The organism is Halomonas halmophila, from assembly GCF_006540005.1.
GTDB lineage: Bacteria > Pseudomonadota > Gammaproteobacteria > Pseudomonadales > Halomonadaceae > Halomonas > Halomonas halmophila.
In genome coordinates, this window is the sequence record NZ_BJOC01000003.1 from 20,030 (window position 1) to 46,184 (window position 26,155).

Genomic DNA, 26,155 nt, shown 5'->3' on the forward strand with positions numbered 1-26,155 from the left:
GCAAGGAGGCTGGGGACATGCGCAGTGGGTGGCGGTTGGTGCTGGTGGGGGTGGCCTGCCTGGTCGGGAGCGGTTCGGTATCGGGGCAGGGGGCCTCGTCGGGCGACCCGGGCGAGGAGGTGCCGCCCATCTCGTTGAACCTGCGGGACGTGTCGGTGCGCACGGCGCTGGCCACCATCGCCGATGTGACCGACCTCAATCTGGTGGCCAGTGACAACGTCACCGGTCGGGTGACCTTGAATCTCGAGGATGTTCCCTGGCAACAGGCGCTGGCGCTGATTCTCGAGAGTCATGGGTTGGCCAGTCGTCGCCGGGGCAACGTGATCATGGTAGCGCCGCGCGAGACAATGGCTCGGACGCCGGCCGAGGCGACCAGTCTGCCAGCGGCGCCGCTGACCACCGAGCGATGGCGCATCAAGTATGCCCGGGCCGCTGAACTGGCTTCCATGTTGCGTGGCGAAAATGGTGTCGGATTACTTACCGAGCGTGGCCGAGTCGCCGTGGATGAGCGCACCAACAGCCTGCTGGTACAGGACACGGCCGAGCGGATCGCAGCGGTCGGGCAGATCATCGCGCAGCTCGATGTCGCGGTACGCCAGGTGCGTATCGAGGCGCGTATCGTGATTGCCCGCGACAGTGTGGCCCGCGAATTGGGCGTTTCCTGGGGCATCTCCGCCGCTGAGCAGGGCCAGTCGAGCGGCCTCAATGCCAGTGGAGCCTCGAGTGGTATCGCCGAGAATGGTGGGCTGGCGGTGGATCTGGGCAGCGCCGAGGCGCCGGGGACCCGCTTTGCCTTTGGCTATCTCGCTGATGATGTGCTCCTCGACCTGGAGTTGCGTGCCCTGGAGAGCGAAGGCAGGAGCCGCATCATCTCCCAGCCCAGCGTGATCACGGCCAATCAGCGCCAGGCCCTGATCAAGCAGGGCACCGAGATTCCCTATCAGGAAGCGACCTCCAGTGGGGCGACCAATGTGGAGTTCAAGGAAGCGGTGCTGTCGCTGGAAGTGACCCCGCGGATCACACCGGATGATCGCATCATCATGTCGCTTTCCATCAACAACGATACCGTGGCCCAGGAAACCTTCGGCGGAGCGCCGGCCATCGACACCAACCAGATTGCCACCCGGGTGCTGGTGGACGACGGCCAGACCGTGGTACTGGGCGGCATTCTGACTACCCGAGAGGTCAGTCAGTTGTTCAAGACGCCCCTGCTGGGCGACCTTCCGTGGCTGGGCCACCTATTTCGCTATACCGAGAACAGCAGCGATAAGGTAGAGTTGCTGGTATTCATCACGCCTCGAATACTGGTCGAAAATTTGGCGGCTCATTAATGTCAGCACTACCCAACCTCATCCTCGTCGGCCCCATGGGCGCCGGAAAAAGCACCATCGGTCGCCTGCTGGCGGCCGAGCTCGCGCGCGATTTCGTGGACAGCGATCACGAGATCCAGTCTCGCTGCGGTGCCGATATTCCATGGATCTTCGATGTGGAAGGCGAGGCCGGTTTTCGCGATCGCGAGGCCCATATGATCCGTGAGCTCGCGGGGCGCGAGGAGATGGTCATTGCCACGGGGGGAGGCGCCGTCCTGCGTGAGGAAAATCGCCGGGTGCTGCGCGACAGTGGCACCGTCATCTATCTGTATACCACGGTCAGCCAACAGCTGCGGCGCACCGCCAAGGACCGCAATCGCCCCTTGCTGCAGCGCGATGACCGCCGCCAGGTGCTCGAGCGCATGTTCGGGGAGCGGGACCCGCTCTACCGGGCGACGTCGGACATCGTGGTGCGCACCGACCGGCGCGGCCCCCGCGCCGTGGTGGGCGACATCCTGCGCCGTGTGCAGAGCCTGACCGATCCACTTCACTGCAAGGCCTGATGCCATGAACGAACCCGATGCCGCCCTGAAGACCCTGGGGGTCTCGCTGGGCGACCGCAGTTACCCGATCCATATCGGCCCCGGCCTGCTGGGCGACCCACAGTGGCTGACGCCGCACCTGGCCGGGCGCCAGGTGATGGTGGTGACCAATGACAGCGTGGCGCCCCTGTATCTCGAGACCCTGAAGCAGGGGCTGCCCGACGACCTGGACGTGCGCGAGGTCATCCTGCCGGATGGCGAGGCGACCAAGAACCTGGCAAACGTCGAGCGGATCTGGGATGCGCTGCTGGCGGCGGGGTTCAATCGGCGCTGTACCCTGATAGCCCTGGGGGGCGGGGTGATTGGCGACATGGCCGGCTATGCCGCCGCCAGCTATCAGCGCGGCGTGGCCTTCATCCAGGTGCCGACGACCCTGCTGGCCCAGGTGGATTCTTCGGTTGGCGGCAAGACAGGCGTCAATCACCCGCGCGGCAAGAACATGATCGGCGCCTTCTGGCAGCCCCGGGCTGTGCTGGTCGATACGCATACCCTGGCCACACTGCCACCGCGTGAACTGTCCGCGGGGCTCGCCGAAGTCATCAAGTATGGCCTGATTCGTGATGTCGACTTTCTGGCCTGGCTGGAAGCCAGCATGGCGATGTTGCGTGACCTCGATGCGGCGGCACTGACCACGGCCATCGAGCGAAGCTGCAGCATCAAGGCCGAGATCGTCGCCGAGGATGAAACCGAACAGGGGGTGCGGGCATTGTTGAACCTGGGGCACACCTTCGGTCATGCCATTGAAACCCATCAGGGTTATGGTCACTGGCTGCATGGCGAGGCCGTGGGTGCCGGCATGCAGATGGCCGCCGAGCTTTCCCATCGGCTGGGCTGGCTCGAAGCATCCGATGTGGCCCGTGTCCGCAACCTCCTGGCGGCCGCCGCCCTGCCGTTGGCGGCGCCGGGCGACATGCGGGCCGAGGACTTCCTGTCGCTGATGCGCCTGGACAAGAAGAACCTCGACGGGCGACTGCGCCTGATCCTGCTGGGGTGCCTCGGCGATGCTTGTGTTCACGACGCGACACCACCCGAGATGCTGGTGTCATTGCTCGAGGAATTCCCGCGTGCCTGACTGCTGACGCCAATCCCCTGCCTGCATGACGCCCGCGTTTCGAACGCGGGCGTCGTCGTCTGGGGGCAGGTCAGTGTTCTGCTTGCGGCAATCTGCATGTGTTATGCCATATCGGCATGGGGAAAATAGGCGGCATTCGACTAAAGTCGTATGTTTAACATGGCGCAGTGGCAGCCGCCGCGGGTGCTTTGCAAGCCGTTGAGTTGCAGGGGGTTTTTTATCGAGACGGAGTGCAAGTCGCGGATTTTCTGGACAAAAAAGCGAGATGGAAGCTGCCAGGCGTTGCGCTGCTGGCGAGGGGTGGCTATTCTGGATTGCCTTTTACCGCGCAATAGACAGGCTGTTTTTCAAGCCTTTATAAAAAGAAAAACCATAAACTATAACACGCAATACTATTGTATAAAATACCTACCTAGCTGAGGCACGTCCATGAACCGAGGTCTCCACCAGCCCGACGAATTCCGTGACAATTGCGGGTTCGGCTTGATCGCCCACATGGAAGGGCAGGCAAGCCATGACCTGCTGAAGACGGCCATCGAGTCACTGACCTGCATGACCCACCGCGGCGGCATCGCCGCCGATGGCAAGACCGGGGATGGCTGCGGCCTGTTGCTGAAGATGCCCGATGCCTTCATGCGCGACGTGGCCCGCGAGGCGCTGGGCGTCGAGCTGGGCGAGCGCTATGCCGTGGGCGCGGTGTTCCTGCCGGATGATGATGCGCGTGAAGCCCATTGCCGCGAGACCCTGGAAGGCGAGCTCACCCGGCGCGGCCTGAAGGTGTTGGGCTGGCGCGAGATGCCGGTGGACCCGAGCGTCTGTGGCCCCATGGCCCTGGAGTGCCTGCCGCGGATTCGTCAAGTCTTCGTCGAGCCGGGCGACGTCGATGACACGACCTTCGATGTCGAGCTGTTCATGGGGCGTCGCCATGCCGAGCAGGCCCTGGCCGCCGAGACCGATTTCTATGTCAGCTCGCTGTCACCCAGGGTCGTGTCCTACAAGGGGCTGGTCATGCCGGTGGACCTGCCGGCCTTCTATCGCGACCTGGGAGACGAGCGCCTGGAAACGGCGATCTGCGTCTTCCATCAGCGCTTTTCCACCAATACGGCGCCGCGCTGGCCGCTGGCTCAGCCGTTTCGCCTGCTGGCGCACAATGGCGAGATCAACACCATCCAGGCCAACCGCGGCTGGGCCAATTCGCGCAAGGAAAACTTCACCAGCGAGCGTCTGCCCGACATCGCCGAGCTCGACGAGATCGTCAATACCACTGGCTCGGATTCGTCGAGCATGGACAACATGCTGGAGGTTCTGCTCACCGGCGGCATGGACCTGCACCGGGCGGTGCGCATGATGGTGCCTCCGGCCTGGCAGAACGTCGAGATGATGGACGGCGACCTGCGCGCCTTCTATGAATACAACTCCATGCATGCCGAGCCCTGGGACGGGCCAGCGGGCGTGGTCATGACCGATGGTCGCCAGGCGCTGTGCATGCTCGACCGCAACGGCCTGCGGCCGGCGCGCTGGGTCATCACCCGCAATGGTTATATCACCCTGGCCTCGGAAATCGGCACCTATGATTACCGGCCCGAGGACGTGGTCGCCAAGGGCAGGGTCGGTCCCGGCCAGGTGCTGGCGGTGGATACCGAGACCGGCGAGGTGCTGCACACCCGCGATATCGACGAGCGACTCAAGTCGGCCTATCCCTACAAGCGCTGGCTCAAGCAGGAAGCCAATTATCTGGAGTCGGCGCTCACCGAGCTGGCCCGCTTCCAGAACATGGATGCCGACAGCCTGGCGGTGCAGCAGAAGATGTTTCAGGTCAGCTTCGAGGAGCGCGATCAGGTGCTGCGGCCGCTGGCCGAGAGCGGCCAGGAAGGCGTCGGTTCGATGGGTGACGACACCCCCATGGCGGTGCTCTCCCGCAAGCAGCGCTTGCTGACCGACTACTTCCGCCAGAAGTTCGCTCAGGTCACCAATCCGGCCATTGATCCGTTGCGCGAGGCCATCGTGATGTCGCTGGAAAGCTGCATCGGTGCCGAGCGCAATGTCTTCAAGTCGACCCCGGAGCATGCCCACCGCCTGATCCTGACCACGCCGGTGCTGTCGCCGCGCAAGTATACGGCCCTGGTGACGCACGAGGATCCGGCCTTTGCCAGCCAGACCCTGTCGTTGGCCTATGATCCCCAGACCACCGGGCTCAAGGCGGCGCTGCAGGCGCTGTGTGCCGAGGCGGAAGAAGCCGCACGCGGCGACCGGGTATTGTTGGTGCTGTCGGATGCCGAGCTCGAGAAGGGGCAGCTGCCGATCCAGGCGGCGCTGGCCGTCGGGGCCGTGCACCACCACCTGAACAAGACCGCGCTGCGCCCGCGGGTCAACCTGATCGTCGAGACCGGCTATGCCCGTGACGCCCATCAGATGGCCGTGCTGTTCGGCGTGGGCGCCACAGCGGTCTACCCCTGGCTGGCCTATCAGGTCATGGCCGACATGCATCGCACCGGCGAGCTGGTCGGCAATCCGGCGGATGCCCGCGAGAACTATCGCAAGGGTCTGCAGAAGGGCCTGTTCAAGATCCTCTCCAAGATGGGCATCTCGACCCTGGCCTCGTATCGCGGCTCCCAGCTGTTCGAGGCGGTGGGTCTGGCCTCCGAGGTCATGGAGCTGTGCTTCGACGGCATGGCGTCACGCATCGAGGGCACCGGCTTCGCCGAGCTGCAGCTCCAGCAGGAGCTGCTGGCCAAGGATGCCTGGAAGCCGCGCAAGCATATCGCCCAGGGTGGCCTGATGAAGTATGTGCATGGCCACGAATACCATGCCTACAACCCGGACGTGATCAAGGCCCTGCAGGAAGCCGTGCAGGAAGGCGATTACGCCAAGTGGAAGAAGTTTGCTTCGCTGGTCAACGAACGCGACCCGGCGACCATCCGCGACCTGCTCAAGCTCAAGCCCGCGGAGGCGGCCTTGCCGCTGGAGGAGGTCGAACCCGTCGCGGATCTGCTGCCGCGTTTCGACAGTGCCGGCATGTCGCTCGGTGCCCTGTCGCCCGAGGCCCACGAGGCCCTGGCCCAGGCCATGAACGAGACGGGCGGGCGCTCCAACTCCGGTGAAGGCGGCGAGGACCCGGTGCGCTACGGCACCATTCGCAGTTCCAAGATCAAGCAGATCGCCTCCGGGCGTTTCGGCGTCACGCCGGCCTATCTGGCCAATGCCGAGGTCCTGCAGATCAAGGTGGCCCAGGGCGCCAAGCCCGGCGAGGGTGGTCAGCTGCCCGGCGGCAAGGTCAACGGCCTGATTGCGCGCCTGCGTTATGCGGTGCCCGGCGTGACGCTGATTTCGCCGCCGCCGCACCATGACATCTATTCCATCGAGGACCTGTCCCAGCTGATCTTCGACCTCAAACAGGTCAACCCGGAGGCCCAGGTCTCGGTGAAGCTTGTCTCGGAGCCCGGCATCGGCACCATCGCCACCGGTGTCGCCAAGGCCTATGCCGACCTGATCACGGTGTCCGGCTATGATGGCGGCACGGCGGCCAGTCCGCTGACGTCGATCAAGCATGCCGGCAGCCCCTGGGAGCTCGGCCTGCCCGAGGTGCACCAGGCACTGCGCGTCAACGGCCTGCGCGACAAGATTCGTCTGCAGACCGATGGCGGCCTGAAGACCGGTCTGGACGTGATCAAGGCGGCCATTCTGGGCGCCGAGAGCTTCGGCTTCGGCACGGCCCCGATGGTGGCGCTTGGCTGCAAGTACCTGCGTATCTGTCACCTCAACAACTGCGCCACCGGTGTTGCCACCCAGCATCAGGCGCTGCGCGACGAGCACTTCCGCGGCACGGTGGACATGGTCAAGCACTATTTCCGTTTCATCGCCGAGGAAGTGCGCGAGCTCATGGCCATGCTGGGGGTTCGCCAGCTGACCGACCTGATCGGGCGTACCGATCTGCTCGAGATCCTGGAAGGCACCACGGCGTCGCAGCGCGGGCTGGACCTGTCGCCGCTGATGACCAATGACTTCGTGCCGGCCGAGGCGCCGCAGTTCTGTCGCGTGAATCGCAACGAGCCTCACGATCCGGGGGCCAAGAACCAGGAGGTGCTGGCGGCGCTAAAGACGGCCATCGAGACCAAATCCGGCGGCGAGTTCGACTTCGCGATCACCAATTGCGACCGCAGCGTGGGTGCCCTGGCGTCCGGCGCCATCGCCAAGCGCTATGGCGAGGCCGGCCTGGAGGATGCACCGGTGACGGTGCGTTTCCGCGGCGTGGCCGGCCAGAGCTTCGGGGTCTGGAACGCCCGTGGCCTCCATCTCTATCTGGAAGGCGATGCCAACGACTATGTCGGCAAGGGCATGAATGGGGGGCGTGTGGTGGTCGTGCCGCCCCGCGAGAGCCATTTCGAGAGCCACAGGACCGCCATCATCGGTAATACCTGCCTGTATGGCGCCACCGACGGCAAGCTGTTTGCCTCCGGCACGGCCGGCGAGCGCTTCGGGGTGCGCAACTCGGGCGCCCATGCGGTCATCGAGGGCGCCGGCGACCACTGCTGCGAGTACATGACCGGCGGCGTGGTGGCGGTGCTCGGCGAGACCGGCATCAACTTCGGTGCCGGCATGACCGGCGGCTTTGCTTATGTCTACGACGCGGACCGCACCTTCGTCGACAAGTACAACCACGAACTGGTAGAGATTCACCGGGTCAACACCGAGGCCATGGAGGCCCATCGCCGACACCTGAGGGAAGTCATCGAGGAGTTCGTCGCCGAAACCGGCTCGCAGCGCGGGCGCGACATGCTCGAGGACTTCAGCGACTACATCCGCCATTTCTGGCTGGTGAAGCCCAAGGCGGCGAGCCTCGCCAGCCTGCTGGATCAGTCCCGGCGCCAACCGGAATGACGACGGCGCATCGATCAGGTTCGTTCTCCAGGAGCACACAACATGGCTAACCGTTTGCACAACGACTTTCAGTTCATCGACGTCGGTCGCGAGGATCCCGAGAAGAAGCCGGCGCGCACCCGAGCGAAGCAGTTCGCCGAGATCTACGAGCCCTATCAGCCGCAGGATGCCGCGGCCCAGGCGCATCGCTGCCTGCACTGCGGCAATCCCTACTGCGAGTGGAAGTGCCCGGTGCACAACTATATTCCCAACTGGCTGCAGCTGGTCAGCGAGGGCAATATCCTGGAAGCCGCCGAGATGTCGCATCGCACCAACTCGCTGCCGGAGGTCTGCGGCCGCGTCTGCCCGCAGGATCGCCTGTGCGAGGGCGACTGCACGCTGAATGACGGCTTCGGCGCGGTGACCATCGGCTCGGTGGAGAAATACATCACCGACACCGCCTTCGCCATGGGCTGGCGCCCGGACATGTCCAAGGTGTCCTGGACCGACAAGCGCGTGGCGATCATCGGGGCCGGCCCGGCCGGACTCGGCTGCGCCGACATCCTGGTGCGCAGCGGCGTCAAGGCCGTGGTCTACGACAAATACCCCGAGATCGGCGGCCTGCTGACCTTCGGCATCCCCGAGTTCAAGCTCGAGAAGACGGTCATGGAGCGTCGCCGTGCGGTCTTCGAGGAAATGGGCGTGGAGTTCCGCCTCGGCGTCGATGTCGGCAAGGACCTGGCCTTCGACGAGCTGCTCGACGAGTTCGATTCGGTCTTTCTGGGCATGGGCACCTACAAGTACATGGAAGGCGGCTTCCCCGGGGAAGACCTGCCCGGCGTGCACAAGGCGCTCGACTACCTGGTCGCCAACGTCAATCACTGCCTGGGCTTCGAGACCGACCCGGCCGACTATGTCTCCCTCGCCGGCCAGCGGGTGGTGGTGCTGGGCGGCGGCGATACCGCCATGGACTGCAACCGCACGGCGATTCGCCAGGGTGCCGCCGCGGTGACCTGCGCCTATCGGCGTGACGAAGAGAACATGCCGGGGTCACGCAAGGAGGTGGCCAACGCCCGCGAGGAAGGCGTCGAATTCCTGTTCAACCGCCAGCCGGTCGCAGTGGTCGGCGAGGAGCGTGTCGAAGGCATCAAGGTGGTGCGTACCCGTCTGGGCGAGCCCGACGAGAACGGCCGCCAACGCCCCGAGGTGGTACCCGGGTCCGAGGAAGTGGTGCCCGCCGATGCCGTGGTCATCGCCTTCGGCTTCCAGCCGAATCCGCCTCCCTGGTTCGAGAGTGTGGGCATCGAGCTCGACGACAGGGGCCGGGTCAAGGCGCCGGAAGAAGGCGCCTACGCCTTCCAGACCACCAACGAGCAGATCTTCGCCGGTGGTGACATGGTGCGCGGCTCCGATCTGGTGGTAACGGCGGTGTTCGAGGGACGCCAGGCCGGCGAAGGCATTCTCGATTATCTGGATGTGTGACGCGCTGTTGGCGACGAGCTACGAGCGACGAGCGACGAGCGACGAGCTAAGAGCTGCGAGTGAAGAGCTGCGAGGGAAGAAGGAAGAAGGAAGAAGGAAGAAGGAAGAAGGAAGAAGGAAGAAGGAAGAAACCCCAACACCGGGCCGCAGTCTGTCACTCGACGTTTGCGGTGTAAGCACTGATAGTGAGACGGCGCCGGTGGCAGTGCGGAGCGGAGGTCCTTTTCCATGGATGGAAAAGGTAGCGCCCAGGGAAGGGTTTACAGCGCCTCCGCGTAGGACTGCCACCGGGAAGCCGCGGCAGGACAAAATTGAGCGGGCGGTCCGGATCTGCTAATCTGTCGTCCCATCCTGGCGCGGCTTTCTGCCGGGCCTACCGATCACGTTTCGACAGGTTCTCCATGACACGATATATCTTCGTGACCGGCGGCGTTGTGTCCTCACTCGGCAAGGGCATCGCGTCGGCTTCGCTGGCGGCGATTCTCGAGGCCCGCGGCCTCAAGGTCACCATGCTCAAGCTCGATCCCTACATCAATGTGGATCCCGGCACCATGAGCCCCTTCCAGCATGGTGAGGTCTTCGTCACCGAGGATGGCGCCGAGACCGACCTCGACCTGGGGCATTACGAGCGCTTCATCCGCACCAAGATGACCCAGGCAAACAACTTCACCACCGGGCGTGTCTACGAACACGTGCTGCGCAAGGAACGCCGCGGCGACTACCTGGGGGGCACCGTTCAGGTCATCCCGCACATCACCGACGAGATCAAGCGCCGTGTCTACGAAGGCGGCAAGGGCTTCGATGTGGCGCTGGTCGAGATCGGCGGCACGGTCGGTGATATCGAATCGCTGCCGTTCCTCGAATCGATTCGCCAGATTCGCAGCGAACAGGGGGCCAGCAAGGCCATCTTCATGCACCTGACGCTGGTGCCCTATATCCAGACGGCGGGCGAGACCAAGACCAAGCCCACCCAGCACAGCGTCAAGGAACTGCGCTCCATCGGCATCCAGCCGGATATCCTGATCTGTCGCAGCGAAGTCGAGCTCGAGGAAAGCGAACGCCGCAAGATCGCGCTGTTCACCAACGTCGAGGAACGGGCCGTGGTGCCGCTGCAGGATGCCGATACCATCTATCGCATCCCGCTGATGCTGCACGAGCATGGCCTGGACGACATCGTCTGCGACAAGCTGCGTCTCGAACCCGGCGAGGCCAGGCTCGACGAATGGATCCGCGTGCTCGATGCCAAGCTCAACCCGCTCAAGTCGATCAACATCGCCATGGTCGGCAAGTACATGGAGTTGCTGGATGCCTACAAGTCACTGAACGAGGCGCTGATCCACGCCGGCATCCAGTCGCGCATCAAGGTCAACATCGATCATATCGACTCCGAGGACATCGAGCGTCACGGCCCCGAGCGCCTGGCCGGCAAGGATGCCATCCTGGTACCCGGCGGGTTCGGCGAACGCGGCGTCGAGGGCAAGGTCGCCACGGCCCGCTTCGCCCGCGAGAACAATATTCCCTTCCTGGGCATCTGTCTCGGCATGCAGGTCGCCGTCATCGAGTTCGCCCGCCACATGGCCGGCTGGGACGATGCCAACTCCACCGAGTTCACGCGCGACACCCAGCACCCGGTGGTCGGCCTGATCACCGAATGGATCAGCCCGGAAGGCAAGATCGAGCTGCGCGACGAAGCCTCCGACCTCGGCGGGACCATGCGCCTCGGCGGCCAGGTCTGTCGCCTGGCGCCGAATACCCGCGCCCGCGAGGCCTACGGGGATGACGAGATCGTCGAGCGTCACCGTCATCGTTTCGAGGTCAACAACCAGTTCGTCGAGGGCCTGGAAGAGGCCGGCCTGGTGGTCTCGGGCAAGAGTGTCGATGGCTCCCTGGTCGAGATGGTCGAACTCCCCGACCACCCCTGGTATGTGGCCTGCCAGTTCCATCCGGAGTTCACCTCGACACCGCGCGACGGCCATCCGCTGTTCACCGGCTTCGTCAAGGCGGCACTGGAGCACAGGGCACTGCGCATGCGCGCTCATTCCACGCATCAGGAGTAAGGCCGATGACCGATCCCGAACGCCTCATTGAATTTGCCGGCCTTCGGGTCGGCAACGCCCTGCCGCTGACCCTGTTCGGCGGCATGAACGTGCTGGAATCCCGCGACATGGCCATCGAGGTCGCCGACGCCTATGTCCAGGCCACCGCGAAACTCGGCATGCCCTATGTCTTCAAGGCCAGCTACGACAAGGCCAACCGCAGCTCCATCCACTCCTACCGCGGCCCGGGCCTGGAAAAGGGGATGGAGATGCTCGCCGAGGTCAAGTCGCGTTTCGGGGTTCCGGTGATCACCGATGTGCACGAGCCCTGGCAGGCGGCCCCGGTGGCCGAGGTCGCCGATGTCATCCAGCTGCCGGCCTTTCTCGCCCGCCAGACCGACCTGGTCGTGGCCATGGCCGAGACCGGTGCGGTGATCAACATCAAGAAGCCGCAGTTTCTCGCCCCGCACGAAATGCGCCACATCCTGCGCAAGTGCGAGGAAGCCGGCAACGACCGCCTGATCCTATGCGAACGGGGTTCAAGCTTCGGCTACAACAACCTGGTGGTCGACATGCTTGGCTTCGGCGACATGAAGCAGACCGGCTACCCGCTGCTGTTCGATGTCACCCATGCCCTTCAGCGTCCCGGTGGGCGGGCCGACAGCGCCGACGGGCGCCGTGCCCAGGTCGCCGAGCTGGCACGCGCCGGCGTGGCAGTGGGGCTGGCGGGGCTCTTCCTCGAGGCCCACCCCGATCCCGCCAATGCCAAGTGCGATGGGCCTTGTGCCCTGCCGTTGAACCAGCTCGCGCCCTTCCTGACGCAGCTCAAGGCGCTGGATGACCTGGTGAAGGGATTTGACCCGCTGCGCATAGACTGATTTCTTCAACGCTGACCGACTCGAAAAGGATGACAGGACTCATGACCAAGATCGTCGATATTCGCGCCCTCGAGGTGCTTGATTCACGTGGCAACCCGACCGTGCATGCCGAGGTGCGTCTGGACACCGGTGCCTGCGGCGATGCCTGTGCGCCCAGCGGGGCCTCCACCGGCTCGCGCGAAGCCCTTGAGCTGCGTGATGGTGACAAGACTCGCTATCTTGGCAAGGGCGTCTCCAGGGCCGTGGACGCGGTCAATGGCCCGATCCGCGAGCGCCTGACCGGCATGGACGCCACGGACCAGCGTGCCCTTGACAACGCCATGCTCGAGCTCGACGGCACCGACAACAAGGGCAACCTGGGCGCCAATGCCATCCTGGCGGTCTCGCTGGCCGCTGCCCGTGCCGCCGCCAGTGCCCGCGACATGCCGCTCTATGCGCATATCGCCGAGCTCTATGGTCAGCCGGCGCAGTACCTGATGCCGGTGCCGATGATGAACATCCTCAACGGCGGCGAGCATGCCGACAACAATGTCGATATTCAGGAGTTCATGATTCAGCCGGTGGGCGCCGGGAGCTTCCGCGAAGCGTTGCGCATGGGCGCCGAGGTATTTCATGCCCTGAAGAAGGTGCTGGCCGGGCGGGGTCTGGCCACCGCCGTGGGCGACGAGGGCGGCTTCGCCCCGAACCTGGATTCCAATGCCGAGGCGCTGGCGGTGATCAAGCAGGCCGTGGCGGATGCCGGCTACGAACTGGGGCGCGATATCACCCTGGCCCTGGACTGCGCTTCGAGCGAATTCTATCGCGATGGTCAGTACACCCTGTCCGGTGAAGGCAAGTCCTATGATGCCGCCGGCTTCGTCGACTACCTGGCCGAGCTCTGCGACCAGTACCCGATCCTGTCCGTCGAGGATGGCATGGACGAGTCCGACTGGGACGGCTGGAAGGCGCTCACCGACAAGCTGGGTGACAGGGTGCAGCTGGTCGGGGACGACCTCTTCGTGACCAACACGCGGATCCTCAAGCGCGGTGTCGAGGAGCACATCGGCAATTCCATCCTGATCAAGTTCAACCAGATCGGCTCGCTGTCCGAGACCCTGGACGCCATCCGCATGGCTCAGGATGCCGGCTTTACTGCCGTGATCTCGCATCGCAGCGGCGAGACCGAGGACACCACCATTGCCGACCTGGCGGTTGGCACCAGTGCCGGCCAGATCAAGACAGGCTCGCTGTGTCGCAGTGACCGCGTCGCCAAGTACAATCGCCTGCTGGTCATCGAGCGCGATCTCGAGTCGCGCGCCCAGTATCCCGGGCGCCGTGCGATCAAGGGGCAGTGAGGCGGTTTCGCCGCCTTCCGCGCTTTGCCATGTAAGAGATATCCTACGCATGGCCGAAGAGATCTGATACAAAACTCCTCGGAAGACCGCTGCCTCGGGCAGTGGTCTTTTTTTATCCATTTGATTCTCGGGAATTTTTTCTGAGAGATCGAGCCTGATGGTATCCGTTTCCGGCCGAGCCGCCGGCTTGTTAAGCCATCCAGACATGCCACAATGTACTCGGGACAAGGGAGAGCGGAGCTCTTCCGGCAGGATGCTACGGGATGCATCTCGAGTGCGCACGGTGTGACAGGAGGTCGCCTCCGTGCAGGGACAGCACTCACAGGAAGTGGGCGAATGGATTCGCTCGAGGACTTTGCTAGGAGCGGGCGGCCTGCGGGCCGCCTTTTTTATGTCTGGCCACCGGGCATGCAGGGCCGGAAACAGGAGCGCCGAATGTCGCGAGACATCCGGCGCTCCTGTGTATCGGGGCCCTGGTCGGCCAGGCGTTCAACGTTCCAGGTGTTCCAGCTTGCCGGGCTGACCGTCCCACTGTTCGGCGTCCTCCGGGGGATCCTGCTTCTCGGTGATGTTCGGCCAGGTCTCGGAGAGTTCGGCGTTGATCTCGATGAACTGCTCCTGACCCTCGGGCAGCTCGTCCTCCGAATAGATGGCCTCGGCGGGGCACTCCGGTTCGCACAGGGCGCAGTCGATGCACTCGTCGGGTTGGATCACCAGAAAGTTGGGTCCTTCGTAGAAGCAGTCCACCGGGCAGACCTCGACACAGTCGGTGTACTTGCACTTGATGCAGTTTTCGGTGACGACGAATGTCATGTCTGTCTCCCTTCCTCGGGCCGAGGTATTGTCGCGGCCAGTCGGTCACTTGTGATGAAGTTTGGTTATAAAAAAGAGCGATTTTATAATATGTTGGTGCTTTGGGCCCATTTTAGTCGCGGCGCGGCGCCGATCGCAAGACGACTAGAGCCTTTCCTTCCAGTGATACAGCCACTCCAGCGCCTCGCGCGGTGTCATGTTGTCGATGCCCAGGTTGCTCAGGCTTTCGACCACCGGGTGGGGAGCGCTGGCGAAGAGGTCGGCCTGCTGAGGCGCCTGGCGCGTCGCGCTGCCTTCCGGCAGTGACGGACCGCGCTGTCCCTGGTCGATCTCCTGCTGCTCGAGCAGCGCCAGCTTGTCGCGCGCGCGGGCGATGACGTCCTGGGGCACGCCCGCCAGCTGGGCGACCTGCAGGCCATAACTCTGACTGGCCGGCCCGTCTTCCACGCGATGCATGAAGACGATGCCGTCCTGGTGCTCGGTGGCGGTCAGGTGAACGTTGGCCACGCCCTCGACCTGTTCGGCCAGTGCCGTCATCTCGAAGTAGTGGGTGGCAAAGAGCGTGAAGGCCCGGCTGCGGGTCAGCTGTTCGGCACTGGCCCAGGCCAGCGACAGGCCGTCGAAGGTGCTGGTGCCACGCCCAATCTCGTCCATCAGCACCAGGCTGTGGTCGGTGGCATTGTGCAGGATGTTGGCGGTCTCGGTCATCTCGACCATGAAGGTCGAGCGCCCTCCGGCCAGGTCATCCGAGGAGCCGATGCGAGTGAAGATGCGGTCCACCGGCCCGACCGAGGCGGCATCGGCGGGCACGAAGCTGCCGGTATGCGCGAGCAGGGTGATCAGCGCCGCCTGACGCATGTAGGTGGACTTGCCGCCCATGTTGGGGCCGGTGATCACCAGCATGCGCCGCTCGTCGTCCATGCGCAGGTCGTTGGGCACGAAGGGCGCGTCGCTGACCTGTTCGACCACCGGATGCCGGCCGCCCCGGATGTCCAGCCCGGGGGCTTCGGCCAGCTCGGGCTGCACGAAGTCGAGGGCTCGGGCGCGCTCGGCCAGGGTGGCCAGCACGTCGAGGGCGGCGAGCGCCTGGCCGGTGGCCTGCAGTGTCGCCAGCTCGGCGTTGAGGTCGTCCAGCAGGCTGTCATACAGCAGCTTCTCGCGTGCCAGGGCGCGGGACTTGGCGGACAGGGCCTTGTCCTCGAACTCCTTGAGCTCGGGGATGATGAAGCGCTCGGCGTTCTTGAGTGTCTGGCGGCGGATGTAGTCCACCGGCGCGTCCTGGGCCTGGGCGCGGGGGATCTCGATGAAGTAGCCGTGCACCCGGTTGTAGCCGACCTTGAGGCCGGGCAGGCCGGTGCGCTCACGCTCGCGGGTTTCGAGCTCGACCAGGTAGTCGCCGGCATGTTCGGCCAGTCCACGATGCTCGTCGAGCTCGGCGTCGAAGCCTTCGGCGATGACGCCGCCGTCGCGGATGACCACCGGCGGGTTGTCGACCAGGGCGCGACTCAGGGTATCGGCCAGCGTCGGGTAGGGGTGAATACGGTGCTTGAGGTCGTCGAGCGCGGTGCCCGCGTCGAAGCGCGCGAGCCCGGCCTCGAGCTCGGGCAGGGCGTTCAGGGCATCGCGCAGCCGGGCCAGGTCGCGTGGGCGCGCACTGTAGAGGGCCACCCGGGCCAGGATGCGCTCCACGTCGCCGATGGCCTTGAGGGCGGCACGCGGGGCCTCATGGGCATCGCCATCCAGCAGTGCGGCAACGGCCGCCTGGCGCCCGGCGACCTGGGCACGATCGCGCAGCGGGCGGTTCAGCCACCGCTTGAGCAGGCGCGAGCCCATGGCGGTGGTGGTGGTATCGAGCACGCTGGCCAGGGTGTTGTCGTGGCCGCCGCCGAGATTGACGCCGATTTCCAGGTTGCGGCGACTGGCCGCGTCGATCACCACGGCGTCGTCGCGGTTCTCCACGCCGATGGCGGTGACGTGGGGCAATTGCGACCGCTGCGTATCGCGCGCATAGTCGACCAGCACGCCGGCGGCGGTGATGGCGGCTTCCAGGTGGGCGCAGCCGAAACCCTTGAGGTCCTGAACGGCAAACTGGTCACAGAGGGTGCGGGTGGCGCTTTCCAGGTCGAACAGCCAGTCGTTCTCGCGGCGCAGGCCCTGATGGGTTTCCAGTTCCGGCGGCAGGGCCAGGCTCTCGGCGACCAGCAGCTCCGCCGGGTCGAGACGCGTGATCTCGGCCAGGGCCTCGCTCTCGCTGTCGACCTCGAGCACGCTGAAGCGGCCACTGGAGAGCTCCAGCCAGGCCAGCCCCCAGCGCTCTCCCGCGGCGTTCAGGGCGACCACCAGGTTGTCGCGACGGGCATCCAGCAGGGCCTCGTCATACAGGGTCCCCGGGGTGACGATGCGCACGACCTGGCGTTCCACCGGCCCCTTGGCGGTATTCGGGTCGCCCAGCTGCTCGCAGATGGCCACCGACTCGCCGGCGGCGACCAGTCGAGCCAGGTAACCTTCGGCGCTGTGGTAGGGCACGCCCGCCATGGGAATCGGCTGTCCGGCGGACTGGCCACGCTGGGTCAGGGTGATGTCCAGCAGGGCGGCGGCACGCTTGGCATCGTCATAGAAGAGTTCGTAGAAATCGCCCATACGATAGAAGAGCAGCACGTTCGGGTGTTCGCGCTTGATCTTCAGATACTGGGTCATCATCGGGGTGTGAGAGGTGCTGGCCTTTGACATGGGCTTCCTTGGCTAGCCAGTGGCATGTGGCGATGAATGACAGTGGCGTACGTCATGCATGTCGCGGACAAAGCCAGTATTCTACGCTCAAGGAAGTGTGGCGTCAGGGCCTCGCGCGCTTCGTTGTTGCCCATCACCCTGTCAGCGACCGGAGGAGACATCATGGCGGTGCATGCCGAAAGCTCGGAACCCCTCGATATCGTGAGCCTGGCCGAGCGCCTGGGGGCCCTGTGTCGTCAGCGCCGGGTGGTGCTGAGCACGGCGGAGTCGTGTACCGGCGGGGGTGTCGCCAGTGCCATCACGGCCATTGCCGGCAGTTCCGACTACTTCGAGACGGGTTACGTGACCTATTCGAATGCCGCCAAGATGCGTCTGCTCGGCGTCGACGAGTCGCTGCTGATCACCCACGGCGCGGTCAGTCGAGCGGTGGTCGAGGCCATGGTCGCCGGTGCCTGTGCCGACAGCGGTGCCGACCTGGCGGTGGCCATCAGTGGGGTAGCCGGGCCCGGTGGCGGCAGCCCGGAGAAGCCGGTGGGCACCGTCTGGCTGGCGTGGGGGCATCAGGGGCAGAGCGTGGCGGAATGCCTGCACCTGACCGGAGACCGTGATGCGGTACGCCAGGCCGCGGTACAGGAAGCCCTGGCGGGGCTGGTGCGCTGGTTGTCCGGGGATGAGTGAGTCCCGCTGCGGGGCTGGCCGAGCGCCGCTTTTTTCGCCATAATACTGTTCAATCATACAGTGACAGGGGCGGCCCCGTTCCGCTGTCACCGATATTCTGCTATCGCTTAGGAGGCCTTTCATGGCTCAGGACGAGAACCGTTCCAAGGCGCTGGATGCCGCGCTATCGCAGATCGAGCGCCAGTTCGGCAAGGGAACCGTGATGCGGCTGGGCGACACGCCGCGTGTAGTGATGCCCTCGGTATCCACCGGCTCGCTGGGCCTGGATATCGCACTGGGCATCGGCGGCCTGCCGTATGGCCGTGTCGTCGAGATCTTCGGCCCCGAGTCCTCGGGCAAGACCACCCTGACCCTGTCGGTCATCGCCGAGGCCCAGAAGCAGGGCAAGACCTGCGCCTTCATCGATGCCGAGCATGCGCTGGACCCGAGTTATGCGGAGCGCCTCGGCGTCAACCTGGACGATCTGCTGGTCTCGCAGCCGGATACCGGCGAGCAGGCGCTGGAGATCTGCGACATGCTGGTGCGCTCCGGTGGCGTCGACCTGATCATCATCGACTCGGTGGCCGCGCTGACGCCGCGCGCCGAGATCGAGGGGGAGATGGGCGATTCGCATGTCGGCCTGCAGGCTCGCCTGATGTCCCAGGCATTGCGCAAGGTCACCGGCCACATGAAGAACGCCAACTGCTCGGTGATCTTCGTCAACCAGATCCGCATGAAGATCGGCGTGATGTTCGGCAGCCCCGAGACCACCACGGGCGGCAATGCCCTGAAATTCTACTCCAGCGTGCGCCTGGACATTCGGCGTACCGGCTCGGTGAAGCAGGGCGATGAAGTCACCGGCAACGAGACCCGCGTCAAGGTGGTCAAGAACAAGGTGGCGCCGCCCTTCCGTCAGGCCGAGTTCCAGATTCTGTATGGCAAGGGGATCTACCATGCCGGCGAGGTGGTCGACCTGGGCGTGCAGTGCGGCCTGGTGAGCAAGGCCGGCGCCTGGTACAGCTACCAGGGCAACAAGATCGGTCAGGGCAAGGCCAATGCGGCGCAGTACCTCGAGGACAATCCGGCGGTGATGGAAGAAATCGAGAGCCAGATCCGCGGCCAGTTACTGGCGGCCCCGGAGCCGCGCGACGAAGAGAGTGAAGACGAAGCGCCGGCCGGAGAAGCCGACGAGCGCGAGGATGGTCTGCTCTAGGCCATGCAGGCGACGAGCGACAGCACGCCGCGCGATGATGCCATCCGCTTGCTGGCGCGGCGCGAATATGCCCGGGGCGAGCTGCGGCAACGCCTCTCGGCCAAGGGGCATGCGCCGGACGAAGTGGAGTCCTGCCTGCACGAGCTGGAGCAGCAGGGGCTTCAATCGGACCGGCGCTTTGCCGAGAGCTTCCTGCGTTCACGCGTGGCTCGCGGGCAGGGCCCCGTCAAGCTGCGCGCCGAGCTCGGGCAGCGCGGCATCGATGACGCCATCATGCGCGAGGCCTTCGAGGCAGTGGCCGACGAGGTCGACTGGTTCGAGCTCGCGGCGCAGGTGTTGGCGCGACGCTTTGCGGGCCCCGGCGACTCCCCGCGTGACAGAGCGCGGCGGGAGCGCTTCCTGGCCGGTCGCGGTTTTGATTTCGATCAGCTCAGGCACGCCATGACGCACGCCTGGGACGACATCTGACCCTGACCGGCCATTCCCACCCTGTCGTTGACGGATGACTGCGCTATAATGGCCGCCTTTGCCACGAAAGCAAGGTCGTCATGCCGCAAGGTGCCGGGCCAGGAGCCGGCGCATCCCGGAGCCTTCCCGCGGGCCGGATGCCGCCCGGACCGACACCTCTCTGCATCGTTATAAAGCAGCACAACAACGGGCATGTTCATCTGGCTTTCCAGTGCCCCGGGCAGCATGCCCGGCGGGCCACCATGCTTATTGTCACGGATATTCCATGAAAAGTGCAGACATCAGACAGGCCTTTCTGAGCTACTTCGCGGAGCGTGGGCATACCATCGTCCCGACGAGCTCCCTAGTGCCGGACAACGACCCGACCCTGCTGTTCACCAATGCCGGCATGGTGCCGTTCAAGGACGTCTTCCTGGGCCGCGACCCGCGTCCCTATGTGCGCGCGACATCGGCGCAGCGTTGCGTGCGTGCCGGCGGCAAGCACAATGACCTGGACAACGTCGGCTACACCGCGCGCCACCACACCTTTTTCGAGATGCTGGGCAACTTCAGCTTCGGCGATTATTTCAAGCGTGATGCCATCCAGTTCGCCTGGAGCTTTCTGACCGAAGTGCTGGGGCTGCCGCGCGAGAAACTGTGGGTCACGGTGCACGTCAGCGATGAAGAAGCCGAGCGCATCTGGAAGGATGAAGTCGGCATCGACCCCGAGCGCTTCTCGCGACTCGAGGACGACAACTTCTGGCAGATGGGCGATACGGGCCCCTGCGGGCCGAGCTCCGAGGTCTTCTTCGATCACGGCTCCGAGGTCTGGGGTGGCCCGCCCGGCAGTCCGGAAGAGGACGGGGATCGCTACATCGAGATCTGGAACCTGGTGTTCATGCAGTTCGATCGCGACGCCGGCGGCAACATGAACCCGCTGCCCAAGCCGTCCATCGATACCGGCATGGGGCTGGAGCGCATCGCGGCGGTCATGCAAGGCGTGCACTCCAACTACGAGATCGATCTCTTCCAGAATCTGCTGCAGGCCGCCGCCGGGGCCACCGGGCATGACGACATCATGGCGCCGTCACTCTGCGTGATCGCCGATCATATCCGTTCCTGCTCCTTCCTGATTGCCGATGGCGTCATGCCGTCCAACGAGGGGCGCGGCTATGTGCTGCGGCGGATCATTCGCCGCGCCGTGCGGCATGGCCACAAGCTGGGCGCCCAGGGCAACTTCTTCCACAAGCTGGTGACGGCGCTGGATGCAGAGATGGGCGCGGCCTATCCCGAGCTGCGCGAGGCCCGCGACCAGATCGAGCGTGTCCTGCTCAAGGAGGAAGAACAGTTTGCCCGCACCCTGGAACACGGCATGGGGATGCTGGGAGAGGCGCTGGACGCCCTGGAAGGCGATACGCTGGCCGGCGAGACGGTGTTCAAGCTCTATGACACCTACGGCTTTCCCTACGACCTCACCGCGGATGTCTGCCGCGAGCGAGGAGTGTCGCTGGACGAGGCGGGCTTCGAACGCGCGCTGGAAGCCCAGCGCCAGCGTGCCCGCGCGGCCAGTCAGTTCGGCGTCGACTATGGGGCGGCGCTGGAACTCGACGGCGAGACCGAGTTCACCGGCTATGAGCGCCTCGATGACACGGCCGGCGTGGTCGCCCTGGTCGACGCACAGGGCAATCCCCTGGAGCGTCTCGAGGCCGAGCAGGCCGGTGTCGTGGTGCTCGAGCGCACGCCCTTCTACGGTGAGTCCGGCGGCCAGGTGGGTGACACCGGCTACCTGGAACTCGAGGGCGGGCGTTTCCTGGTCGAGGATACCCAGAAGCAGGGCGGACACCACCTCCACCATGGGCGGCTGCTCGAGGGCGAACTGCGGGTCGGAACAAGCGTGACGCCGCGTGTCGACCCGCAGCTGCGCGCCGCCACGGTGCGCAATCACTCGGCGACTCACCTGCTGCACCAGGCCCTGCGCATGGTGCTCGGCGACCACGTCCAGCAGAAGGGCTCGCTGGTGACGCCGGAACGCCTGCGTTTCGACTTCAGTCACTTCGAACCGCTGACGGCGGAGCAGCTGGCCGAGGTCGAGCGCCTGATCAATGACCAGGTACTGGCCAATGCGCCCACCCGTATCGAGCAGATGACCCTCGACGAGGCCAAGGACAAGGGAGCGGCGGCGCTGTTCGAGGCCAAGTACGCCGACAGCGTGCGTGTCCTGACCATCGGCGCCGACGACTTCTCCATCGAGCTGTGTGGCGGCACGCACGTGGCGCGCAGCGGCGACATCGGCTGCTGCCACATCGTCGCCGAAGTCGGTATTGCCAGTGGCGTACGTCGCATCGAGGCCATCACCGGGGAGGCGGCGCTGGCCTACTTCCGTGAGCAGGAGGCACGCCTGGCCCGGATCGGCGAACGCCTCAAGGCCAAGCCGGAACAGGTCGAGGAGCGCGTGACCTCGCTGGTCGACAGCAACCGCCAGCTCGAAAAGGAGCTCGAGCGCCTCAAGGCCAAGGTGGCCAGCGCGGCCGGCAGTGACATGCTCGCCGAAGCCCGCGATATCCAGGGCGTGAAGGTGTTGGCCAAGCGCCTCGAGGGAGTGTCCGGCAAGGAATTGCGCGGCCTGCTCGATCAGGTGAAGAACAAGCTGGGATCGGCCGTGGTGGTTCTCGGCGTCGGTGACGAGGCCTCCGGCAAGGTCAGCCTGATCGCCGGTGTCACCGCGGACCTGACCGGCCAGCTGCAGGCCGGCGAACTGGTCAACCATGTGGCCTCCCAGGTGGGCGGCAAGGGCGGTGGGCGCCCCGACATGGCACAGGCGGGCGGCAGCGATGTACCGGCACTGCCGGGCGCGCTGGACAGCGTCCCGGACTGGGTCGACTCCAAGCTCCAGTGACGCTCCCCGGGGCCGAAGGCGCAATACCTTCGGCCCCGGCTTTATCCGGAGCGTCCGCTTTCATTCGAACGTTAACCCGCAGATGAGGGGCAACGATAAATGGCACTATACGTACAGAAGTTTGGCGGTACCTCGGTGGGCTCGGTCGAGCGCATCAAGGCCGTGGCCGAGAAGGTCAAGCGATACCGCGATGAAGGACACCAGGTGGTGGTCGTGGTATCGGCGATGAGCGGTGAGACGAATCGCCTGATCGGCCTGGCCAACGACATCAATGACGAACCGACGCCACGCGAGATGGACATGCTGGTCTCCACCGGCGAGCAGGTCACCATCTCGCTGCTGGCCATGGCGCTGCACAGGCTCGGCGTGCCGGCCACCTCCTACACCGGCTCCCAGGTCGGCATCCTGACCGACAGCTCGCACACCAAGGCGCGAATCCAGCGCATCGAGACCGAGGACATGCGTGCCGACCTGAATGATGGTCAGGTGGCCGTGGTGGCCGGTTTCCAGGGCGTCGACGAGGAAGGCAACATCACGACCCTGGGGCGTGGCGGGTCCGACACCACGGGCGTTGCCCTGGCCGCCGCCCTGAATGCCGATGAGTGCCAGATCTACACCGATGTCGATGGCGTCTATACCACGGACCCGCGGGTCTGCTCCCGGGCCCGGCGCCTGGACGCCATCACCGTGGAGGAAATGCTCGAGCTGGCCAGCCTGGGCTCCAAGGTCCTGCAGATTCGCGCCGTCGAATTTGCCGGCAAATACAATGTCCCGCTGCGTGTGCTGTCCAGCTTCGAAGAGGGCCCGGGCACGCTGATCGTCGCTGACTCCGATAAAGACGAGGATTCCATGGAAGAACCGCTGATCTCCGGTATTGCCTTTACCGCCAATGAAGCCAAGCTGACCCTGCTCAATACGCCGGACGTGCCGGGCGTGGCGTCGAAGATTCTGGGGCCGATTGCCGATGCCAACATCGAAATCGACATGATCGTGCAGAACGTTGCCCCATCGGGTGGCTATACCGACTTCACTTTCACGGTCGCCAAGGGCGATTACAAGCAGACACTCGGCATCCTCAAGGACCAGGTGCTGCCGTCGCTGGGTGAAGGGGAGATCAAGGCCGACGACAATATCGCCAAGGTCTCGCTGGTCGGGGTCGGGATGCGCTCCCATGCCGGCGTGGCGTCCAAGATGTTCCGTGTGCTGTCGGCGGAGAACATCAATATCCGTATGGTGTCCACGTCCGAGATCAAGATCTCGGTGGTCATCGACGAGAAGCACATGGAGCTGGCGGTGCGTGCGCTGCACGAGGCGTTCGGGCTCGACAAGGCCGACATCGAGCAAGAATAATACGCCAGATTCCGGCGACAACTTCTACGCTGGTAATCAGGCATCCGGGCACGGCCATCTGTGCACCTACGTGCGTACTGCCTCATGTCCCGGCAGTACGCTTGGCTCGAGGGCGACGACGTGCCATGGTCTAGATGCTATGGTGCTAGTCGTGTCGTTCTCGGCCGATGAATGCATCCCATAGCTGCAAGCCAAAAGTCTGAAAAGGAGATCAGTCATGCTCATCCTGACCCGCCGTGTGGGCGAAACCCTGATGGTGGGTGACGAGATTACCGTCACCGTTCTCGGGGTCAAAGGAAACCAGGTCCGCATCGGCGTGAATGCGCCCAAGGATGTCGCCGTGCATCGTGAAGAGATCTATCAGCGCATTCAGCGCGAGAAGACCGACGACGAGCCCGATGACGAGACCCCTTGAGCCGTATTCCGATAGCGCTTGATGCCGGATTTCAACGAGAAAAATCCACCGAGCACTGGACAAGGCGCTATGTGATCGGTAGTATGCGCACCGTGCCGATGAGGGAGAGGTGGCCGAGTGGCTGAAGGCGCTCCCCTGCTAAGGGAGTAAGGGGTTAATAGCCCCTTCGAGGGTTCGAATCCCTCCCTCTCCGCCACACTTGGCACACTGAAGGTAAGCGCCCGTAGCTCAGCTGGATAGAGTACCTGACTACGAATCAGGCGGTCGGAGGTTCGAATCCTCCCGGGCGCGCCACTTGCGAGATGAGTCCTGCTTGTCCCGTCTGTTGAATCCCCTTCTTGCACGCCGACCATCACTCGAGCCGTGTGATGCCTCGTGCCCCAGCGCCCGTAGCTCAGCTGGATAGAGTACCTGACTACGAATCAGGTGGTCGGAGGTTCGAATCCTCCCGGGCGCGCCAGATATTGACCCGTCCTCTTCGCGAGGGCGGGTCTTCCTTTTTGGCAAGCTTGCCATTGGCGGAATCCGCGCGATCATTGCCCGGATTCCGCGATCGTTGAAGCGCCACTGCCTCGCCAGTCCCTGTCATCGGGGGTGTCGAGCGGTGAGCGCTTCTTTTTTTGTGGGCGTTTGGCGTCCGGGGTCCGGCGGTCAGGCCGTGGATGCCAGCCGGGTGGCGCCCCGCGAATCACGCAGTCCTGCCAGGAAGTCCTCCAGCTCAGTGACCCGACGCAAGGCCTGGAAACAGGTCGCGGCCTCGGCATCATGGGCGCGCATGTGGTTCATCCACTGCTTTAGTCGAGCGACCACCACCCGCGCGGAAAGTGTGCTACGCTGCAATGCAGCATAGGCGAGCAGGGTATCAGCCTTGCGCGACCAGGGGGTGGCCGGCAGCCGTTCGCCGGTGCGTTGCCAATGGCGGATCCGCGCTGCCAGGTCGGGATCGGCGAGGGCGCTGCGTCCCAGCATGACATCGCGGCACCCCGAGAGGGTGCGGGCCTTCCAGTAATCCTCGAGGCTCCAGATATCACCGTTGGCCACGACCGGAATGCTCAGGCGCTCGCGCATGCGGCCGATCCATTCCCAGTGTGCCGGGGGACGATAACCCTCGTTGCGGGTTCGGGCATGGACCACTAGCTGTTGCGCCCCGCCATCCTCGGCGGCATGGGCGCACTCCAGTGCCCGGCGCCGGTCGGCGAAGCCGAGCCGGACCTTGGCGGTTACCGGGATGGTGTCGCCCACGGCGTCATGAACGGCGGTGACGGCGGCGCGAAGACGCTCCGGGTCGCGCAGCATGGAGGCGCCCCCGTCGTGCCGGTTGACCAGTTTGGCGGGGCAGCCGAAATTGAGGTCGAGGCTGGTCGTGCCCAGGGCCAACGCCTGGCGCGCATTGGCGGCCAGCGCGGCGGGGTCCGAGCCCAGCAGCTGCAGATGCACGGGTGCGCCGCCGGGCGTGAGCGGCCTGCCATCGGCCAGCTCAGGGCAGTGGCGCAGGAAGACGCGCGGCGGCAGGCGGGTGTCCACCACGCGCACGAATTCGGTCACGGTCCAGTCAATGCCGGGCGAGCGGGTGAGGAGGTCGCGAGTCGCGGCATCGATGACCCCTTCCATGGGGGCTAGGCCGATACGACCCTGATGTTGTAAATTAACTACGTCAATGTGTGGCATGACGTCATTGTAATGCATAACGAAGCGGGCAGGTCACCCGGCCCCGAGATACACGCGCCCGTCGGCCCGGCGGCTGTCGGGCGCGGCAGGAGAAGATCGCATGCAGGATACACAGTTGTTGAACGAGGGCCTGGCCCTGATGGGGCTCGGCATGGGTTTCGTGTTCGTCTTCCTGACGGTTCTGGTCATCACGACCACCCTGATGTCGCGGGTGATCGGCCGTTACTTTCCCGAGCCGGCGCCGCCCGGGCCGCCATCGGTAGCCGGGCGTTCGACACCGACACGCGATGAGGACGTCATGGCTGCCATCAGTGTCGCCGTGCATCGGCACCGCCAGCGCCATCGGCGCTGAATGGGCGGCCGCGGGATCCGCTCTCGTCTAGTTATATAACAAG

Annotated in this window: 18 protein-coding genes and 3 tRNA genes; 18 read left to right on the forward strand and 3 right to left on the reverse strand. The window is 64.9% G+C overall.

The window, feature by feature from the left end:
- Nucleotides 1–17: 17 nt before the first annotated feature.
- The 8 genes from HHA01_RS00275 to eno all read left to right on the forward strand — a co-directional run bounded on the left by HHA01_RS00275 (nt 18) and on the right by eno (nt 13,571).
- Nucleotides 18–1,331, forward strand: coding sequence for a type IV pilus secretin PilQ (locus HHA01_RS00275; RefSeq protein WP_307725333.1), 1,314 nt, complete (start codon nt 18–20; stop codon nt 1,329–1,331).
- A complete protein-coding gene (gene aroK / locus HHA01_RS00280; RefSeq protein ID WP_141317102.1) occupies nt 1,331–1,873 on the forward strand; it encodes a shikimate kinase AroK in 543 nt (180 codons plus the stop codon). The genes HHA01_RS00275 and aroK overlap by 1 nt, the downstream gene beginning before the upstream one ends.
- Nucleotides 1,874–1,877: 4 nt before the next feature.
- On the forward strand, nt 1,878–2,984 hold the full coding sequence (gene aroB / locus HHA01_RS00285) for a 3-dehydroquinate synthase (RefSeq protein WP_141317103.1): 1,107 nt from the start codon (nt 1,878–1,880) through the stop codon (nt 2,982–2,984).
- Nucleotides 2,985–3,413: 429 nt separating this feature from the next.
- The gene (gltB, locus tag HHA01_RS00290) at nt 3,414–7,862 is read left to right on the forward strand and encodes a glutamate synthase large subunit (protein WP_141317104.1); all 4,449 of its coding nucleotides are present in this window, start codon (nt 3,414–3,416) and stop codon (nt 7,860–7,862) included.
- A 42-nt stretch (nt 7,863–7,904) separates the two neighbouring features.
- On the forward strand, nt 7,905–9,323 hold the full coding sequence (locus HHA01_RS00295) for an FAD-dependent oxidoreductase (protein ID WP_141317105.1): 1,419 nt from the start codon (nt 7,905–7,907) through the stop codon (nt 9,321–9,323).
- Nucleotides 9,324–9,724: 401 nt separating this feature from the next.
- Nucleotides 9,725–11,380 carry a CTP synthase gene (pyrG, locus tag HHA01_RS00300; protein WP_141317106.1) on the forward strand — a complete coding sequence of 552 codons (1,656 nt, stop codon included), beginning with the start codon at nt 9,725–9,727 and terminating at the stop codon, nt 11,378–11,380.
- 5 nt (nt 11,381–11,385) lie between these two features.
- Nucleotides 11,386–12,237 carry a 3-deoxy-8-phosphooctulonate synthase gene (gene kdsA / locus HHA01_RS00305; RefSeq protein WP_141317107.1) on the forward strand — a complete coding sequence of 284 codons (852 nt, stop codon included), beginning with the start codon at nt 11,386–11,388 and terminating at the stop codon, nt 12,235–12,237.
- A gap of 41 nt (nt 12,238–12,278) precedes the next feature.
- Nucleotides 12,279–13,571, forward strand: a complete 1,293-nt coding sequence (eno, locus tag HHA01_RS00310) for a phosphopyruvate hydratase (RefSeq protein WP_141317108.1) — start codon at nt 12,279–12,281, stop codon at nt 13,569–13,571.
- 489 nt (nt 13,572–14,060) lie between these two features.
- Here the strand turns inward: eno and fdxA are convergent, their stop codons facing one another.
- Both fdxA and mutS read right to left on the reverse strand, forming a co-directional pair.
- Nucleotides 14,061–14,384: a ferredoxin FdxA gene (gene fdxA / locus HHA01_RS00315; protein ID WP_141317109.1), complete on the reverse strand. Its 324-nt coding sequence runs from the start codon at nt 14,382–14,384 to the stop codon at nt 14,061–14,063.
- A gap of 144 nt (nt 14,385–14,528) precedes the next feature.
- Complete coding sequence (mutS, locus tag HHA01_RS00320; protein WP_141317110.1) at nt 14,529–17,114, reverse strand: DNA mismatch repair protein MutS; 2,586 nt, start codon at nt 17,112–17,114, stop codon at nt 14,529–14,531.
- Between the two features lie 162 nt (nt 17,115–17,276).
- Here mutS and HHA01_RS00325 point away from each other — a divergent pair, with 162 nt between their 5' ends.
- From HHA01_RS00325 to HHA01_RS00365, 9 genes are all read left to right on the forward strand, one after another.
- Complete coding sequence (locus tag HHA01_RS00325) at nt 17,277–17,792, forward strand: CinA family protein (protein WP_141317111.1); 516 nt, start codon at nt 17,277–17,279, stop codon at nt 17,790–17,792.
- A gap of 121 nt (nt 17,793–17,913) precedes the next feature.
- Nucleotides 17,914–18,984: a recombinase RecA gene (gene recA / locus HHA01_RS00330; protein WP_141317112.1), complete on the forward strand. Its 1,071-nt coding sequence runs from the start codon at nt 17,914–17,916 to the stop codon at nt 18,982–18,984.
- A 3-nt stretch (nt 18,985–18,987) separates the two neighbouring features.
- A complete protein-coding gene (locus HHA01_RS00335; protein ID WP_141317113.1) occupies nt 18,988–19,452 on the forward strand; it encodes a regulatory protein RecX in 465 nt (154 codons plus the stop codon).
- A gap of 265 nt (nt 19,453–19,717) precedes the next feature.
- Nucleotides 19,718–22,327 carry an alanine--tRNA ligase gene (gene alaS, locus HHA01_RS00340; protein ID WP_141317114.1) on the forward strand — a complete coding sequence of 870 codons (2,610 nt, stop codon included), beginning with the start codon at nt 19,718–19,720 and terminating at the stop codon, nt 22,325–22,327.
- A gap of 99 nt (nt 22,328–22,426) precedes the next feature.
- Nucleotides 22,427–23,677 carry an aspartate kinase gene (locus tag HHA01_RS00345; protein WP_141317115.1) on the forward strand — a complete coding sequence of 417 codons (1,251 nt, stop codon included), beginning with the start codon at nt 22,427–22,429 and terminating at the stop codon, nt 23,675–23,677.
- A 217-nt stretch (nt 23,678–23,894) separates the two neighbouring features.
- The gene (gene csrA / locus HHA01_RS00350) at nt 23,895–24,092 is read left to right on the forward strand and encodes a carbon storage regulator CsrA (RefSeq protein ID WP_141317116.1); all 198 of its coding nucleotides are present in this window, start codon (nt 23,895–23,897) and stop codon (nt 24,090–24,092) included.
- A 103-nt stretch (nt 24,093–24,195) separates the two neighbouring features.
- Nucleotides 24,196–24,288 (forward strand) — tRNA-Ser (locus HHA01_RS00355).
- A gap of 21 nt (nt 24,289–24,309) precedes the next feature.
- Nucleotides 24,310–24,386: transfer RNA gene (locus tag HHA01_RS00360), tRNA-Arg, on the forward strand.
- Nucleotides 24,387–24,475: 89 nt separating this feature from the next.
- A tRNA-Arg gene (locus HHA01_RS00365) sits at nt 24,476–24,552 on the forward strand.
- Between the two features lie 191 nt (nt 24,553–24,743).
- On the opposite strand, the gene HHA01_RS00370 is transcribed toward HHA01_RS00365, so the two are convergent.
- A complete protein-coding gene (locus HHA01_RS00370) occupies nt 24,744–25,703 on the reverse strand; it encodes a tRNA dihydrouridine synthase (protein ID WP_170214807.1) in 960 nt (319 codons plus the stop codon).
- Nucleotides 25,704–25,860: 157 nt separating this feature from the next.
- On the opposite strand from HHA01_RS00370, the gene HHA01_RS00375 reads away from it, so the two are divergent.
- Nucleotides 25,861–26,112, forward strand: a complete 252-nt coding sequence (locus HHA01_RS00375; protein ID WP_141317118.1) for an OadG family protein — start codon at nt 25,861–25,863, stop codon at nt 26,110–26,112.
- Nucleotides 26,113–26,155: the final 43 nt, after the last annotated feature.

Coding starts and splice junctions, on each gene's coding strand:
- HHA01_RS00275 (WP_307725333.1), top strand. CDS start 18: ATGCGCAGTGGGTGGCGGTTGGTGCTGGTGGGGGTGGCCTGCCTGGTC.
- aroK (WP_141317102.1), top strand. CDS start 1,331: ATGTCAGCACTACCCAACCTCATCCTCGTCGGCCCCATGGGCGCCGGA.
- aroB (WP_141317103.1), top strand. CDS start 1,878: ATGAACGAACCCGATGCCGCCCTGAAGACCCTGGGGGTCTCGCTGGGC.
- gltB (WP_141317104.1), top strand. CDS start 3,414: ATGAACCGAGGTCTCCACCAGCCCGACGAATTCCGTGACAATTGCGGG.
- HHA01_RS00295 (WP_141317105.1), top strand. CDS start 7,905: ATGGCTAACCGTTTGCACAACGACTTTCAGTTCATCGACGTCGGTCGC.
- pyrG (WP_141317106.1), top strand. CDS start 9,725: ATGACACGATATATCTTCGTGACCGGCGGCGTTGTGTCCTCACTCGGC.
- kdsA (WP_141317107.1), top strand. CDS start 11,386: ATGACCGATCCCGAACGCCTCATTGAATTTGCCGGCCTTCGGGTCGGC.
- eno (WP_141317108.1), top strand. CDS start 12,279: ATGACCAAGATCGTCGATATTCGCGCCCTCGAGGTGCTTGATTCACGT.
- fdxA (WP_141317109.1), bottom strand. CDS start 14,384: ATGACATTCGTCGTCACCGAAAACTGCATCAAGTGCAAGTACACCGAC.
- mutS (WP_141317110.1), bottom strand. CDS start 17,114: ATGTCAAAGGCCAGCACCTCTCACACCCCGATGATGACCCAGTATCTG.
- HHA01_RS00325 (WP_141317111.1), top strand. CDS start 17,277: ATGGCGGTGCATGCCGAAAGCTCGGAACCCCTCGATATCGTGAGCCTG.
- recA (WP_141317112.1), top strand. CDS start 17,914: ATGGCTCAGGACGAGAACCGTTCCAAGGCGCTGGATGCCGCGCTATCG.
- HHA01_RS00335 (WP_141317113.1), top strand. CDS start 18,988: ATGCAGGCGACGAGCGACAGCACGCCGCGCGATGATGCCATCCGCTTG.
- alaS (WP_141317114.1), top strand. CDS start 19,718: ATGAAAAGTGCAGACATCAGACAGGCCTTTCTGAGCTACTTCGCGGAG.
- HHA01_RS00345 (WP_141317115.1), top strand. CDS start 22,427: ATGGCACTATACGTACAGAAGTTTGGCGGTACCTCGGTGGGCTCGGTC.
- csrA (WP_141317116.1), top strand. CDS start 23,895: ATGCTCATCCTGACCCGCCGTGTGGGCGAAACCCTGATGGTGGGTGAC.
- HHA01_RS00370 (WP_170214807.1), bottom strand. CDS start 25,703: ATGGAAGGGGTCATCGATGCCGCGACTCGCGACCTCCTCACCCGCTCG.
- HHA01_RS00375 (WP_141317118.1), top strand. CDS start 25,861: ATGCAGGATACACAGTTGTTGAACGAGGGCCTGGCCCTGATGGGGCTC.